This is a genomic window from Humidesulfovibrio sp. (genome assembly GCF_030689645.1).
Classification (GTDB): Bacteria; Desulfobacterota; Desulfovibrionia; order Desulfovibrionales; family Desulfovibrionaceae; genus Humidesulfovibrio.
On record NZ_JAUYFU010000010.1, the window covers coordinates 24,479 to 39,347 of the forward strand.

A 14,869-nucleotide genomic window follows, 5' to 3' on the forward strand; every position below is an offset into this window, starting at 1 on the left:
AAAATTCGGGCCGCTTCTCCGGGCCTCTGATGAAAATGCCCCATCGCCTTTGAAGTTCAGGCCCTCAGCCAAAACCAGCGAACCTCATGGTAACCACACCGCATCAATGGGCAAGGGGAAAGGACCCGAAAAGATTGGAGAGATTCGAAAGGCTGGGGGGAGCCTAGGACGAAGCCCTCTTTGGTCCTGCATACAGGGAATATCCTGCTTTGTCCAAGCCTGGGAGCTCCATCCCGGAAGGGCGCAGGCCTTTGCCGGGGCTAGCGGGTGCGGGCGGCCTCTATCCTGCGCCGCACGGCCAGCGGGTACCAGTTGGTGAAAGCGACAGCGGAGAGCATGAAGGCGTAGTTCGTGGTCTCGAACACCCACTCGGGCTGGCCGGTCTCCAGGGTCTTGGCAAAGGCCAGGCTCGCGCCGATGCTGAAGACAACGGCCCAAAAAATGGTGATGACGACATTGGTGCGGATGAACACCGGCTCGTTCCACAGAGCTGGATCGGTGTGCTCGCGGGCGTACTCCAGCGTGAAGGGCTTGCCCAGGGCCAGGGTTAGCCAGGCCCCCACGGCCAAAGCGCCGTTGGCCAGCACGCCCATGTAGCGCGCGGTCCACATGTTTTCGAACCCCAGCACCGCGATGCTGGCAAAGATGAAGAACGCGATGCCCACCCACATGATGACGCCCCGGTGCAGCCTGGTCACGGCCATGACTATGGTGAGGACTGCGGCCACCACCAGGCCCAGCTTGAGCCGGAACAGCGAGCCGTGGGCGATGACCAGGAAGGAGATCCAGGGCGCGAAGCCGAGCAGCAGCTTGAGGAATTGCATGGGCGGCTCTCCGGGCGGCGGCGGTTTCTAGTCGTCGAACCGCTTGGTGATGTTCTGGTAGGCGTCGATGCGGCGGTCGCGCAAGAACGGCCAGCCACGGCGCACGTCCTCCATGCGCTGCGGGTCCACCTCAGCAAGCAGGATGGTCTCCTCGTCGGTGGGGGCCTGGGCCACGAGGTCGCCCATGGGCCCGGCCACGAAGCTTGTTCCCCAGAACTCAATGCCCGCGCCGTTGGCGTTGTGGCTCTCGGCCAAGGGCCGCTCCAGCCCTATGCGGTTGGCCGCGGCGATATAGCAGCCGTTGGCCACAGCGTGGCCGCGCTGCACAAGCATCCAGGCGCTGCGCTGCTCATCGCCCAGCAGGTCTTTTTCCTGCGGGTGCCAGCCGATGGCAGTGGGATAGAAGATGACCTCGGCTCCCTTGAGGGCGGTCAGGCGGGCGGCTTCGGGGTACCACTGGTCCCAGCACACACACACGCCGATGCGGCCCACATGGGTGTCCACGGCGAGAAACCCCAGGTCGCCAGGGGTGAAGTAGAACTTCTCGAAAAAGGCCGGGTCGTCCGGGATGTGCATCTTGCGGTACAGGCCGAGGAGCTTCCCCTCGCGCCCCATGACCGCCGCAGTGTTGTGGTAGAGTCCGGGCGCGCGTTTTTCGAAGAGCGAAACCACGATGGCCGTGCCGGTCTTCTTGGCCAGCTTGCCGAAGGCCTCGGTGGTGGGACCGGGGACCGCCTCGGCCAGGTCGAACAACCGCGCGTCCTCCTGCTGGCAGAAATACGGCCCAAGGAAGAGCTCCTGCAGGCAGATGACATCCGCGCCCAGGCTGGCGGCGCGCTCGGCCAGCTCCAGGTGGGCCAGCAGGTTTTCCTCAGCGCTGGCGCGGCAGCAGGTCTGAACCAGGGCGATGGTGTACGGGGTGCGGCTCATGTGTGTTCTCTCTTTGATGCTGCGGAACAATAAAAGGCGCCGGGGAGGGTTTTGCGCCCTGCCCGGCGCCGCCGATGCAAATCCGGTCTGGCCGTTACTTGGGATCCAGCGCGTCGATGACCTTGACGCCGAATTCCTTCACCGCGTCTGGCGGTTTGAAGAACACGGCCATAAAGGGCGTGTCCATGCCGGTCTTGAGATAGGTGTTGCTGGTGAGGATGCCCACCTCGGAGCTGAGGCTGGAGTTGATCTCCTCCTCGCTCTGCACCTGGAGCTGGAACTGGGACAGGGTGTTGCCGCAGAGCATCTGCTTGGCCACGAGCACATGGCCCTTTTCGTCGAACAGGGTGATCTCGACCTTGATGCGCTCCTTGGGCGAGGCGAAGTTGTTCACCGCCTTGCCCTCGACGACAAAGATGTTCCCGGCCTTCTCGTTGGGGATATAATACTGCCGGACATTGCGCAGGGCGATGTCCTTGACCTTGTCGGCGTTCTCCACCGTCTCCTTCTTGCCCGAAAGCGAGCCGAGGAAGGGCAGGTTCATCTTGGTCCAGGGCTTGAACACGAACAAGGCAGCCACCACCAGGGCGATGACCGCAAGGGCCGCGCCCAGGATGATCCATTTTTTCTTGGGGTTGGCGGCGTCCTTCTTGGGCGCATCGAGGCTGGCGCCGGCGCCGAGGGAACTCAGAAAATCGTCATCGCCGCCAGCCTGCTTGCCCGCAGACTTTTCGTCCTTGGCGCTTTCAGCGTCCAGGCTGGAGATGAAGGCCCCGCCGTCGTCATCAAAATGGCTTTTGCCTGCGGGAGCCGCCGGGGCCTCGTCATCGTCGAAGGGGCTCTTGCCTGCCGGAGCCTTGAGTCCTGGCAGATCGTCGTCGTCATCAGCCGGGCCTGCGGCAGGCTCGTCGTCATCCCAGGGCATTTTCTTGGGTGCGGCTGCACCTGGAGCCTCGGCGGGCTCGTCGTCATCCCAGGGCATCTTCTTGGACGGCGCCTCGGGCTCCGGGGCGGCGGCGGGCTTGGGCGCGGGCTTCGGCTCGGCGGCCTTCAGCTCGTCCAGCTCCTGGTCGAAATCCTTGCCTGGAGGCATGGCGGTGAACACATGTTTACACCGCGCGCACCGGACTTTGGAGCCGGTGGGCGCGATCTTCTCTTCAGGCAAATTGTATTTGCTCTCACAATTGGGACAGGCGACAATCATGGCTTTTCTCTTGCTCCAGCGCCCCGTTACAGGACGAGTTCGTACACGGCGTCTAGCTCGCGATATTTTTCCGCGTGGTCCATGCCGTATCCCACAATGAAACCCTTTTGAAGGGGGAAGCCCGCAAAGTCAACAGTGAGGTCCACCTCACGGCGCTCAAGCTTGTCCACAACGGCGCAAATGCGGATGCTCTCGGCCCCGCGATTGGCCAGAACCTCCAGCAGAAACTCCGCTGAATGTCCGGTATCCACAATGTCCTCCACGAGCAGCACATGCTTGCCCGCAACGTCCACTTCCATGTCCTTGCTGAAGGTGGTCTGACGGCCCCGGCTGGTGCCGCCGCCGTAGCTGGACATGCGCACGAAGTCGAGTTCCAGGGCGTCGTTCTTGATGCAGCGCACCAGGTCGGCAAAAAACAGGAACGCCCCCTTGAGCACGCAGACCACCACCAGGGGCTTTCCCTGATAGAAGGCGCTGACCTCTGCGCCAAGCTCGGCCACGCGCCTATGCAGCGTATCGGAATCGATGACGAGCTTGAGGGTGACGGCCATTTTTCTCTATCCTTACAGTTCCATGTGCATGGCGATTTCGTCGCAATCCGGGAATCGCGGGCAGTTCAGGCAGTCGCTCCACACCTTTTGCGGCAGGGTGTCCTTGCTCACCTCGGTGAAGCCCATGTGCCGGAAAAACTCCACCGTATTGGTCAGGGCGAACACGCGGTAAATGCCAAGAGTCACGGCGTCGGAAATGCAGGCTTCCACCAGCTTGCGGCCCAGGCCCAGGCCGCGCGCCTCCCGCGCCACCACGAGGGAGCGCACCTCGGCGAGGTTCTCCCAGCAGATGGCCAGGGCGCAGCAGCCAAGGACTGTGCCCTCGTCCTTCGCGTCCACCATGACGAAAAAGTCCCGCAGGTGGCTGTAGAGCTGGTTGTACGAACGCGGCAACACCAGGCCGTCGTCGGCGCTGGTGTTCATGATGAGCCGGTGCACGCCCTTCACGTCTGTGATGCGCGCCTTGCGCAACAGCATCGCCAACTCCTTAGTCCTTCACCAGCTGGCTGATGACCGAGTCCAGCATTTCAAAGGGGTACACGCCCGCGCTGTTGAAGGCCACCTGCCCGTTCTTGTCCAGAATATACAGGGCCGGGATGCTCTTGACCCCGAACTCGGAGCCCACCTCGGCCTTGGAAAGGTACACGTCCAGCGTGGTGGGCCGGGTCATGAGGAACTCGCCCATAACCTGCTCGGTGTCGTCCACGCTGATGGCCATGACGTCCAGCTTTTCCTTAGGGTACTTGGCGCGCAACTGCTCCAGCACAGGAATTTCGGTCTTGCAGGCCGGGCACCAGGTGGCCCAGAACATCACCAAAGTGACCTTGCCCTTGTTGGAGGCGAAGTGCTTCTCCAACGCGGGCATGTCCAGGGTCTCCAACTTTTCCGGAGCCTTGCCCGGGCCAGCTCCGCTGGAGCAGGCCGCCAGGAACCCCAGGCACAGCAACGCCAGCAGAGCCGCCGGCAGAATTTTGAAGCATGCTTTCATTCTATCTCCTTGGGCCGGGTCGGGCAAAAGCCTTCCCGGCGCATCTGCGGGCGATGTAGCAGAAACCCGCGCAGGACGCAAAGGCGTCGGCTAATGCGCAGCCACGCGACCCGAAAGCTCCGCCGCCATCTTTACAGCGGCCACGGCGTCGCGGGAGAAGCCGTCGGCCCCGATGGACTGGGCGAAGGCCTCGGTGACCACGGCCCCGCCGATCATCACCTTCATATCCAAGCCGCGCTCCCGAACCAGGCGCACAGTGTCTTCCATACGCACCATGGTGGTGGTCATGAGGGCGGAAAGGCCGATGACCTTGGCCCCAACGCGCTCGGCCTCGTCCACTATCTGCGTGGCGGGCACGTCCTTGCCCAGGTCGAAGACCTCGAAGCCGTGATTTTTGAGCATCAGGCAGACGATGTTCTTGCCGATGTCGTGGATGTCGCCCTCAACTGTGGCCATGACGATGGGCGTCTTCTTTTCCGCCCGGCCCGAGGCCAGGAGCAGGGGCTCCAGCCTGCCGAATCCGGCCTGCATGGCCTCGGCGCTGCGCAGCAGCTGGGGCAGGAAGTATTCCTTGCGCTCGTACTTTGCGCCAACCTCAAGGATGGCGGGGATGAGCTGGCCGTCCACCAGGGCGAAGGGGTCGGCCCCCTCGGCCAGGGCTGTTTCCAGCATGGCCAGCAGCCCGGCCTTGTCACCAAGGATCACGGCCTCGCCGGGCGTTGCGGCCTTGCCAGCGCCGGGCGCGCCGCCGGCAGCCGCGCCGGAACCGCCCGCGCCGGGCGTCCAGTTGGCGTAAGAACCAATGTAGCACGAGGCCTGGGCATCGCGCGCAAGAAGCACTTCAGCCGAGGCGGCCACCTCGCGCAGGCGCTGGCTGGCCGGGTTGGCGATGCAGGAAGACAGGCCCGCGCCCATGCTGAGCGCCAGGAAAGTGGAGTTGAGCAGTTCGCGCGCGGGCAGGCCGAAGCTCACGTTGGACAGGCCCATTGTGGTGGGCAGGCCCAGGGTTTCGCGGCAATAGCGGATGGTGTCCAGGCAGTGGCGCGCGGCCAGGGCCTTGGACGACACGGTGAGCACCAGGGCGTCCACCATGATCAGGCGGCGCGGGATGCCCAGCTCGTCGGCCTGGGCCAGCAGGCGTTCGATGACCGCGATGCGTTCCGCCGCAGTGTAGGGCAGCTTGCGGCCCTCAAGAGGCAGAAGGATGAACGGCGCGCCGAACTTCTTGCACAGGGGGCCAAGTTGCTCCATGCGGCCGGGTTCGCCGCTGATGGAGTTCACCAGCGGCGAACCCGGCTGGGTCCACAAGGCGTTCTCCATGGCGACGATGTCCGAGGTGTCCAGGGAAAGGGGCACCTCGAAGCGGGAGGACAGCGCCAGGGCCAGCGAAGGCAGCACCAGCTTCTCGTCCACCATGGGCGCGCCCACGTTGACGTCCAGGATGCTCGCGCCCTGGGCGATCTGCTCCGTGGCCAGGCGCAGGGCCTCGGCGTGGCTGTTCTGCACCAGCTCTTCGGCCAGCACCTTCTTGCCCGTGGGGTTGATGCGCTCGCCGATGATCTGTAGCGGATTCTCCCAGCCGAAGGCCACGGAAGCGGACCGGCAGGTGAGCACCAGGGGCGACTTGTCCTCGGGCGCGGGGCGGGCGTAGGGCGTCTCGCCCACGGCTTCGCGCAGGGCGGTGATGTGCTTTGGCGTGGTGCCGCAGCAGCCGCCCAGAAACTTCGCGCCAAGGTCCGCGAAAACCCGGCACTGGCGGGCGAAGTCATCCGGGCCCAGGCGGAACACGGTCTTGCCCGTCTCGTCCAGCTCCGGCAGGCCGGCGTTGGGCTGCACCAGGAGCGGGGTGGAAAGCCGCGGCAGCATGGACTTGACGATGTCCACGATCTGCTCCGGCCCGGCGGAGCAGTTGGTGCCCAGCAGCTCCACGCCCAGGTTCTGCATGGTGTCGATGAAAGTCAGCGGCGTGGTGCCGGTGAGGGATTTGGCGCCCTCGAAGGTCATGGTGATGCCCACAGGCAGGTCGCACACCTCACGCGCGGCGATGACGATGGCCTTGGCCTCGGCCAGGTCGAACTGGGTCTCGCCCAGGATGAGGTCGGCTCCGCCGTCCACCAGGCCCTGGATCTGCTCGCGGTAGGCGGCCACCATGTCGCGGAAGGAAAGCTCGCCCATGGGCTGCACGAAATGCCCGGTGGGGCCCACGCTGCCCGCCACAAAGGCGCGGCCCTGCACGGCGTTCTTCGCCGTGCGCGCCAGCGCGCAGTTCAACCCGCGCACGTCCATGCCCGGATCGAGCTTGAAGCGCGTGCCGCCAAAGGTGTTGGTGGTGACGATTTCCGCCCCTGCGGCTGCGTATTCCGCATGAATGGCGGCCACGGGCTCAGGATTTTTGAGGCCGAACATCTCCGGCGCAACGCCAGGGGGCAGGCCGCGGGACTGCAAAAGCGCACCGAAGCCGCCGTCGAAGAAGTGAATGCGGCCATCTGTCAAAAGCGAGCGAAAGTCTGGCATGGGGATGTCTCCGTCAGCGGTGGGGCCGGGCGGTCCGCGGCGAACCGCCGGAAGGCCGACGGGCGGGCCTTCGGGAGGGGCATGGAGCCTGTGCCGGGCCGGGAATCCGGGTGTACTGAAAATCGTTGAAAAGGACAAACAAAAACTATACGCTCCCCCCTTGCGCAACCCACGACCCGGAATCGGGGGACCCCAAGCCCTGCCGGGCCGAACCGCCAGGTCGGCCAGATTCGGAATGAAATCGAAAAAAGACCAAGCCCCCACCCCCGAGGTCAGTCACGCCGCACCCCCGGCCCTGACCGAGAAGAAGCCCTTCCTCCCCGCACCGGTCGCCCGCAGGCGGGGCGAGGCCTCTACTCGCGACTCGCTGCACCACTACCTGCGCGAAATCGCGCGTTTTCCTCTGCTCGCGCCCGAGGAAGAGCTCGAACTGGCACAGCGCGTGCGCGACGGCAACGACCAGGAAGCGGCCTTCCGCCTAGTTTCCTCGCACCTGCGCCTAGTGGTCAAGATCGCCATGGACTTCCAGCGCCGCTGGATGCAAAACGTCCAGGATCTGATCCAGGAAGGCAACGTGGGCCTTATGAAGGCCGTGCGCAAGTTCGACCCGGACAAGGGAATAAAATTTAGCTATTACGCTGCGTTCTGGATTAAAGCGTACATACTCAAGTACATCATGGACAACTGGCGCATGGTGAAGATCGGCACCACGCAGACCCAGCGCAAGTTGTTTTATAATCTGAACAAAGAGCGCCAGCGCCTCACCAGCATGGGCTTCGACCCCACCACCAGCGCCCTTTCCGAGAGCCTGCAGGTGAGCGAGGCCGAGATCGAGCAGATGGACCAGCGCCTTTCGCGCCAGGACATGAGCCTGGACATATCCATCGGCGAAGACTCGGAAAACACGCGGTTGGACTTCCTGCCCGCCCTCGGCCCGGGCATTGAGGACATCCTGAGCCAGAACCAGATCTCAGGGCTTCTGCTGGACAACCTCAAAACCATAGCGCACACCTTGTCGGACAAGGAGCAGGCCATTTTGAACGAGCGCCTGCTCTCCGACAGCCCGGTGACCCTGCGCGAGATAGGCGACCGCTTCGGCGTCACCCGCGAACGCGTGCGGCAAATCGAGGCGCGGCTGCTGGAGAAGCTCAAGGAGCACCTGCAGTCCACGGTGAAGGACTTCTCGCCCGACTGGATTGAGGGCAACGACTAGACGGGAGACGGCCATGGATTCGCGCATTTTGGAGCTCAAGCGTCGCGCCAGGGAGCTATCGGCCTCAAGACCTCAGCCCGCATTCTGCCTGGAATGCGCGGAGGAGATCGGACATGCCGCAAGCCTGTTTTTCGACCATCCGTTGATGCTCCGGCTTCAGAACGACGCCCTGGGATTTCTGCATGACCCTTGCAGCCTTGGCGTGGAGCACGCCAAGCGCGTGGCTGTGGACGCCGCCGCCCTTGTGCTGGCGGAGCCCACCGGCCTGACCCAGGAGGAGCGCCGCCGCGTGTCCCTTTTGGCCGAGATGGCCGGACTGCTGCACGACTCAATGCGCCACGAGGAAGATCACCACGAAAAGGGCGCCGACCTCTGTCTGCGCATCCTGAGCGGCTACCCGCTGGCCCCGGATGAACGCATCTGGATCGCCCAGGCCGTGGCCCTGCACGAAACCGACCTGCCCCTGGCCGTGGGAGGATCCGAGAGCGCGCGGCTGCTGGCCGGAGCAGTGCACGACGCCGACCGCTTCCGCTTCGGGCCGGATTTCTTCTCCGCCACCCTCTGGGAGCTCTGCGAGTGCGACGATTGGACCCTTGAGGAAATCGCCCAGGCCTTCCCAGAAGGCCGGAAGCATGCGGAGGCATGTCTGGGCGGCTTCCGCACGGAGCAGGGCCGCCGGTACGGTCCGGGGCTCATAGCCGAGGGGCTGTCCCTGGCCAAAGATTACGCGCGGCTCTTCGATGAGATGCTGGCCGCCAACGCCCCGTCCAACACGTGAGGACATCCATGCCCCGCACGAATTTCTCTGGCCGCAAGTGCGCCGCCGCCAGCCGCACCGCAGCAATAGGCTTGCGCAATGCAGCCCTGGTTCTGGCCTTTTCGCTGTGCGCCGCCTGCGCCCCCATGACCAGGCAGGCCCCGCAGCCCCGGCCCATGACGCCCGGCGCAAGCGCCACCTACGACTATCTTGAATACCAGGCCCTGCTGCAGCAGATGGCCCGCACGGCCAGCGTGTCGCGCATGTCTCCCGAAGCATTCGCCCGGACCCTGGACCTGCAAAAGGCCGCCGCCCAGGCCCTGGACCGCGTCATCGCCAGAGAGCCCTCGCCCTCATTGTATATGGACAAGGCCTTCCTGTTCTGGAACCCGGAGCAGGCCAGCGAGGCGCGGGCCATCGTTTCCGCAGGCTTGGCCAAATACCCGAATGACTACAACCTGAACGCATCGCTGGCCAACGCCTACCTCATGGAAAACAATCTTTCCGAGGCGGCCAAGGTTCTTTCCACCTACCTTGCCCACCAGGAGAACACTCCCCTGCGCGAACGCCTGGGCCAGCTTTATGTGGACTCCGAACAGCCGGGAAAGGCCCTGGAGACCCTGAAGCGCATCCCGGCCAAGGAGCGCTCTCCCGAGGCCCTGTTCCAGTTGGCGCGGGCCGAGGCGCGCATGGGCCACCGTCCCGCAGCCATCGAAGCGCTGAAGAAGCTGGTAAAGCAGAACCCCGACCACCTTGAGGCCTGGGTTGAGATGGCCTTCCAGCAGGAGCTGGACAAGGACTACGCCGCGGCTGTGGGCACCTACACCAAAATCCTGGAGCTCGGCTCCACCCGCGAAGACATCCGCCAGCGCATCGAAAACGGCGGTGGCGAAGGACGCGAGGACATCCGCCTGCGCGTGGTCGCCCTTTGGCTCAAGCTGAACAACCCGGACAAGGCGCTGGACGCCGCGCTGGCCAGTTCCGGCAGCAAGGCCTTCATTCTGGCCGCGTCGCTCCTGTTCTTGAACGAGAGCTACTCGGCCCAGGCCAGCACACTGCTGGACGTGCTGGCAACCCAGCCGCCGGTGCCAGGCGAATATTTCTTCTACAAGGCCGTCATCGCCCACGATGGCGAAGGCAACCCGCAGAAGGCGCTGCAGTTCCTCGACCTGGTGCCAGAAAGCGACGCGCACTACAGCCAGGCCCTGCAGTTCCGCATCCAGCTTCTGTACACCCTGGGCCGCGAGCACGAGGCCGTGGCACTCATGGAGCAGGGCAAACGACTGTACCCCGGCCAAAGCCGCTTTCCGCTGCTGCAGGCAGGCTATCTCATCGAAAAGAAGCGCCTGGACGAGGCGCGCGGAGTGCTGGAGCTGAGCCTGAAGGACCGCCCGGACGACGAGGACCTTTTGTACCAGTATGGCGCCGTCCTCGACCGCCAGGGCGATCGCAAGACGGCCATCGGCATCATGCAGAAGATTGTGGAGAAGAACCCGGACCACGCCGATGCCCTCAACTACATCGGCTACTCGCTGGTGGAGGACAACCGCGACCTTGAGCGCGCCCTTGGCCTCATCCGAAAGGCCGACCGCCTCAAGCCCGAAAACGGCTACATCGTCGACTCCCTCGCCTGGGCATATTTCCGCCTGGGCAAGCTGGACGAGGCCTGGAAGCACATCCAGCGCGCAGTGAACCTGTCCAAGGACGACCCCACCATGTGGGAGCATTACGGAGACATCGCCCGGCAGTCCGGACGCGCGGCGCAGGCCAAAAAGGCCTACCAGAACGCGCTGAAGTTCAACCACGAGGACCCGGACCGCATCAAGAAGAAACTGGGAAGCAAATGAACCGAATTCCATTCCGCCATAGCCCGGTCCTGCGCCGGGCGCTGATCCTGCTGGCCCTTCTGGCCGTGGGCGCCTGCGCGCCCAGGATCGAGCTGCCCCGCCACGACGAGGCGGCCTCCGACCTGGCGGCCTTCCGCGCGCGCTTCGTTGCGCCCGGCCCCCAGGGTTCCGGCGTGGCCGTGCGCGCCAGCCTCCTGTACTCCACGCCAAGCAAGTCCAACCGCACGGACGTGCAGCTCTTCGGCGACTATGACCGGCCCCTGCGCCTCGACGTGCGGGCGGGCTTCGGCACCATGCTGGCCCTGATGCGCGAAGACCAGAGCGGTCTGCTGGCCTTTTACCCGGACAAGAGCCGGGCCTACGCCCACAGCGACCCGATCATCGGGGCGCAACTCCTGGGCTTGCCCTTCCCCTTCGCCCTGCGAGACCTGGCCCTGGTGATGGCCGGTCACTTCGGCACCCTGGTGCCGGACGAGGCTGCGGCGGTGCGCGCAATTCCTGGCGGAGGCTTCGCCTTCAGCTACGACAAAGGCCCGGTGCGGCTGCTGGTCATAGACCAGTACGGCAGGCCAGAACGCATGGAGGGCCTGCTCTCCCAGCACTTCAAGGCCCAGGTGGAGCGCGAGGGCGCGTCGGTTTCCGGCCCCCGAGTGTGGGGCCTGGCGTTCTCGGGCTACCCCGAAGACGAAGGCGACCCGGTTGGTCCGGCCAAGACCCTCACCCTCACCCTGCCCAAGGGCGACAGCGCCGTGCTGCGCGTGCGCTCGGTGGCCACGCGCGCCGAGGCCTGGTCCACCAAGTCCCTGACTTTGACGCTGCCCGCAAATGCGGAGTTCATTTCCCTGGAGCGGCAGGCCGTGCCGGCCCAGGTGCGCGATGTAATCACCGGCGGAGGAAACGATGAACGCAGAGAACCTGGACCCGCTGCTGGAAGCTGAGGCCAAGCCCGGCTTCTTCGGCACCTTCGCCCTGGGCCTCAAGGTCTGGGGCCGCGAAATGCGCCGCCTCATGACCAGGCAGGCCAAGCTGCACGAGGTGCGTCAGCTTGAAACGCGGCTTCGTGAAGAAACCGCGCTGCTGGCGAAGCTCGACGCCGCGCCCGGACCGGAGCGCGACCTGTGCCTGCGGCAGATCGAAATGCTCAAGCTTGAAATCGCCCGGCTTCGGCGCGAGCAGGAAACTGCCGAGGCCAAGCCTCCCTGCGGCCGCGCCTAGAAACCATGGCCCAACCCCCAAGCCCACAACCCCAGGAGGAGCAGATGCAAAGAACTGTGCTCATCGCCTCCGACCACGGCGGATTCGTGCTCAAAACCGCCCTCATCCAAGCCCTGCGCAACGCCGACTGCATGGTGGAGGACCTGGGGCCGGACTGCACCGGTTCCTGCGACTACCCAACCTACGCCGACAAGCTCTGCAAGCGGCTGCTGGACGCGGGAGAAGACGGCCAGAACGGGCGCATGCTCGGCATCCTGGTGTGCGGAACGGGCCTGGGCATGTCCATGGCCGCCAACCGCAACCCCGGCATCCGCGCCGCGGTGTGCACCTGCGAGTTCATGGCCCGCATGGCTCGCGCCCACAACAACGCAAACGTCCTCTGCCTGGGCGAGCGCGTGGTGGGCCAGGGCCTGGGCCTCGACATCGCCCGCGACTTCCTCGCCGCGAATTTTGAAGGCGCACGCCACCTGCGCCGCATCAGCCAGTTCGACACGCTGACCAACCCCACCAAACCCTGACGGCGTTAACCCGCCCAACCATATCAAGGATCGACCTCCATGGCACAGACCATCGCACCCGACCAGCTTGTGGTGAACACCCTCAAAGGCCTCATCATGGACGCCACCCGCGCCGCAAACTCCGGCCACCCGGGCGGCGCCATGAGCTCCGCGGACTTCGCCAGCGTGCTCTATTCGGAGTTTCTGAACTTCGACCCCGAGCGCCCCACCTGGTTCAACCGCGACCGCTTCGTTCTTTCCGCCGGACATGAGTCCGCCCTGCTGTACGGCCTGCTGCACCTGGCCGGACTCATCGACGACACCGACCTGGCGGGCTTCCGCCAGTTGGGCAGCCGCACCCCCGGTCACCCGGAGCACGACGTCACCCCCGGCGTCGAGGCCACCACCGGCCCGCTGGGCCAGGGCTTCGCCATGGCCGTGGGCATGGCCCAGGCAGAAACCTACCTGCGCGCCAAGCTCGGCAAGGATGTGGTGGACCACCACACCTACGTGCTGGCGAGCGACGGCGACATGCAGGAGCCCGTGGTGTTCGGCGCGGCCTCCCTTGCAGGCCTGTGGGGCCTGGGCAAGCTCATCGCCTACTACGACTCCAATAAGGTTCAGCTGGCCGGCCCGGTCTCCCGCGTGGACAAGACCGACTACGCCAAGGTCTTCGCCGCCATGGGCTGGCACGTGCAGGAGGTGGACGGCCATGACCGCGACCAGATCCGCGCAGCCATCAAGAAGGCACAGGGCCAGAAGAAAAAGCCCAGCCTGATCATCGGCCACACGGTCATGGCCAAGGGAGCGGCCACCCGCGAGGGCGACTTCGGCACCCACGGCGAGCCCCTGGCCCCTGAGGAGATCGCCGCCACCAAGACCAGCATGTGCCTGAACCAGGGCATCTGCTTCGAGGTGCCAGCCGCAGCCAAGGCCCACTTCCAGGCCCGCTTCCCGGAGCTCAAGAAGCGCTCCAAGGCCTGGCAGGAGGCCCTTGGCCGCAAGATCAAGAAGGCCGACGCCGAGTTCCTGGCCTTCTGGAAAGCCATGAACACGGGCCGCGCCGAACTTCCCATGGCCATGCCCGGCTTCGAGCCCGGCAAGAAGATCGCCACCCGGCAGGCCTGGGGCGCATGCCTGAACGCCATGAAGGACTTCCTGCCCAACCTCGTGGGCGGCAGCGCGGACCTCGACCCCTCGAACCAGACCGCGAAATTCCGCGACGCCGTGGGCATCTTCGGCCAGGACAACCCCCTGGGCCGCAACCTGTCCTTCGGCGTGCGCGAGTTCCCCATGGCCGCCATCCTGAACGGCATGGCCCTGCACGGCGGCGTCATCCCCTTCGGCGCCACATTCCTCACCTTCTCCGACTACTGCCGCAACGCCATCCGCATGTCGGCCCTGCAGAAGCTGCCCGTGCTGTACGTGTTCACCCACGACTCGTTCCACGTGGGCGAAGACGGCCCCACGCACCAGCCCATCGAACAGGTCATGACCCTGCGCATGATTCCCGGCATGACCATGCTGCGCCCCGCCGACGCCAATGAAACCGTGGCCGCCTGGAAGGTCGCCATGACCCATCAAGGCCCCGTGGGCTTGGCCCTCACGCGCCAGAAATTGCCCGTGTTGGATGCCGCCAAGGCCGCCCAGGCATTCAAGGGCGCCTACATTCTGGAAGAAGGCAGCACCACACCCAAGCTCATCCTGATTGGCAGCGGCTCGGAGGTTCACTTGGCCGTGGAGGCTCGCAAGGTCCTTGAGGCCCAGGGCATTTCCACGCGAGTGGTTTCGATGCCCAGTTGGGAGCTCTTCGAAGCCCAGCCCAAGAGCTATCGAGAAGAAGTGCTGCCGCCCGCCCTTCAGGCGCGCGTATCCATCGAGGCGGGCATCACCACGGGCTGGCAGCGCTACGCTTCCACCTGCATCGGCCTCGATCACTTCGGCGCCAGCGCCCCAGCCGAGATTCTGTTTGAGAAGTTCGGCCTCACGGTTGAAAAGGTCGTGGCTGCAGCGAAAACAGCGCTGAGGTAATACGCTCACGTCATCGGGTTTCAAGACCCCATTTCAGCAATCGAACGTCTGCCCATGCTTTCCAGCCACCAGGCAATTTTCCGCTGGCTTGGCAGTGGCCTGCTCCGGGTACTGATATGAAATCGGGATGATGGCGCGCAATTCGACGCACCCCTTCAACCCGGATTTTGCGTTTGATGCTGATTGAAAAACGGGCTCTTCGGATTTGCGGAAGCAGAAAAGACGAAACACCAAGACACCAAGACGCCAAGCAAACCTTTGAACACCCAAGCGACAGGTCGCCGGATCCCGCCTAGCG

At 64.8% G+C, this 14,869-nt stretch carries 15 protein-coding genes; 7 read left to right on the top strand and 8 right to left on the bottom strand.

Annotated features, from left to right (window positions below):
- Positions 1-260: 260 nt before the first annotated feature.
- From Q8O35_RS01610 to Q8O35_RS01640, 7 genes are all read right to left on the bottom strand, one after another.
- Positions 261-824, bottom strand: a complete 564-nt coding sequence (locus tag Q8O35_RS01610) for a hypothetical protein (RefSeq protein ID WP_305569873.1) — start codon at positions 822-824, stop codon at positions 261-263.
- 27 nt (positions 825-851) lie between these two features.
- The gene (locus tag Q8O35_RS01615) at positions 852-1,754 is read right to left on the bottom strand and encodes a carbon-nitrogen hydrolase (RefSeq protein ID WP_305569875.1); all 903 of its coding nucleotides are present in this window, start codon (positions 1,752-1,754) and stop codon (positions 852-854) included.
- Between the two features lie 94 nt (positions 1,755-1,848).
- Complete coding sequence (locus Q8O35_RS01620) at positions 1,849-2,958, bottom strand: DUF3426 domain-containing protein (protein WP_371133078.1); 1,110 nt, start codon at positions 2,956-2,958, stop codon at positions 1,849-1,851.
- A 26-nt stretch (positions 2,959-2,984) separates the two neighbouring features.
- Positions 2,985-3,509 carry a hypoxanthine phosphoribosyltransferase gene (gene hpt, locus Q8O35_RS01625; protein ID WP_305569879.1) on the bottom strand — a complete coding sequence of 175 codons (525 nt, stop codon included), beginning with the start codon at positions 3,507-3,509 and terminating at the stop codon, positions 2,985-2,987.
- Positions 3,510-3,521: 12 nt separating this feature from the next.
- The gene (locus Q8O35_RS01630) at positions 3,522-3,986 is read right to left on the bottom strand and encodes an N-acetyltransferase (RefSeq protein WP_305569881.1); all 465 of its coding nucleotides are present in this window, start codon (positions 3,984-3,986) and stop codon (positions 3,522-3,524) included.
- Between the two features lie 10 nt (positions 3,987-3,996).
- On the bottom strand, positions 3,997-4,497 hold the full coding sequence (locus Q8O35_RS01635) for a TlpA disulfide reductase family protein (RefSeq protein ID WP_305569883.1): 501 nt from the start codon (positions 4,495-4,497) through the stop codon (positions 3,997-3,999).
- A gap of 90 nt (positions 4,498-4,587) precedes the next feature.
- The gene (locus Q8O35_RS01640) at positions 4,588-7,011 is read right to left on the bottom strand and encodes a homocysteine S-methyltransferase family protein (protein ID WP_305569885.1); all 2,424 of its coding nucleotides are present in this window, start codon (positions 7,009-7,011) and stop codon (positions 4,588-4,590) included.
- A 235-nt stretch (positions 7,012-7,246) separates the two neighbouring features.
- Here Q8O35_RS01640 and Q8O35_RS01645 point away from each other — a divergent pair, with 235 nt between their 5' ends.
- Genes Q8O35_RS01645 through tkt form a run of 7 tightly spaced genes read left to right on the top strand, consistent with a single transcriptional unit; the run spans position 7,247 to position 14,571 of the window.
- A complete protein-coding gene (locus Q8O35_RS01645) occupies positions 7,247-8,224 on the top strand; it encodes an RNA polymerase sigma factor RpoD/SigA (RefSeq protein ID WP_305569887.1) in 978 nt (325 codons plus the stop codon).
- A gap of 13 nt (positions 8,225-8,237) precedes the next feature.
- Positions 8,238-9,002, top strand: a complete 765-nt coding sequence (locus tag Q8O35_RS01650) for a hypothetical protein (RefSeq protein WP_305569889.1) — start codon at positions 8,238-8,240, stop codon at positions 9,000-9,002.
- A gap of 8 nt (positions 9,003-9,010) precedes the next feature.
- Positions 9,011-10,828, top strand: a complete 1,818-nt coding sequence (locus Q8O35_RS01655; protein WP_305569891.1) for a tetratricopeptide repeat protein — start codon at positions 9,011-9,013, stop codon at positions 10,826-10,828.
- Positions 10,825-11,766, top strand: coding sequence for a hypothetical protein (locus Q8O35_RS01660; RefSeq protein ID WP_305569893.1), 942 nt, complete (start codon positions 10,825-10,827; stop codon positions 11,764-11,766). The genes Q8O35_RS01655 and Q8O35_RS01660 overlap by 4 nt, the downstream gene beginning before the upstream one ends.
- Positions 11,729-12,043 (top strand): hypothetical protein, encoded by a 315-nt coding sequence (locus Q8O35_RS01665; protein WP_305569895.1) that lies wholly within the window; start codon positions 11,729-11,731, stop codon positions 12,041-12,043. The genes Q8O35_RS01660 and Q8O35_RS01665 overlap by 38 nt, the downstream gene beginning before the upstream one ends.
- Positions 12,044-12,087: 44 nt before the next feature.
- Positions 12,088-12,561, top strand: coding sequence for a ribose 5-phosphate isomerase B (gene rpiB / locus Q8O35_RS01670; protein ID WP_305569897.1), 474 nt, complete (start codon positions 12,088-12,090; stop codon positions 12,559-12,561).
- 39 nt (positions 12,562-12,600) lie between these two features.
- A complete protein-coding gene (gene tkt / locus Q8O35_RS01675; protein WP_305569899.1) occupies positions 12,601-14,571 on the top strand; it encodes a transketolase in 1,971 nt (656 codons plus the stop codon).
- 33 nt (positions 14,572-14,604) lie between these two features.
- Here tkt and Q8O35_RS01680 read toward each other — a convergent pair.
- Positions 14,605-14,869: hypothetical protein (locus Q8O35_RS01680; protein WP_305569901.1), on the bottom strand; the 265-nt coding region annotated here is incomplete at its 5' end.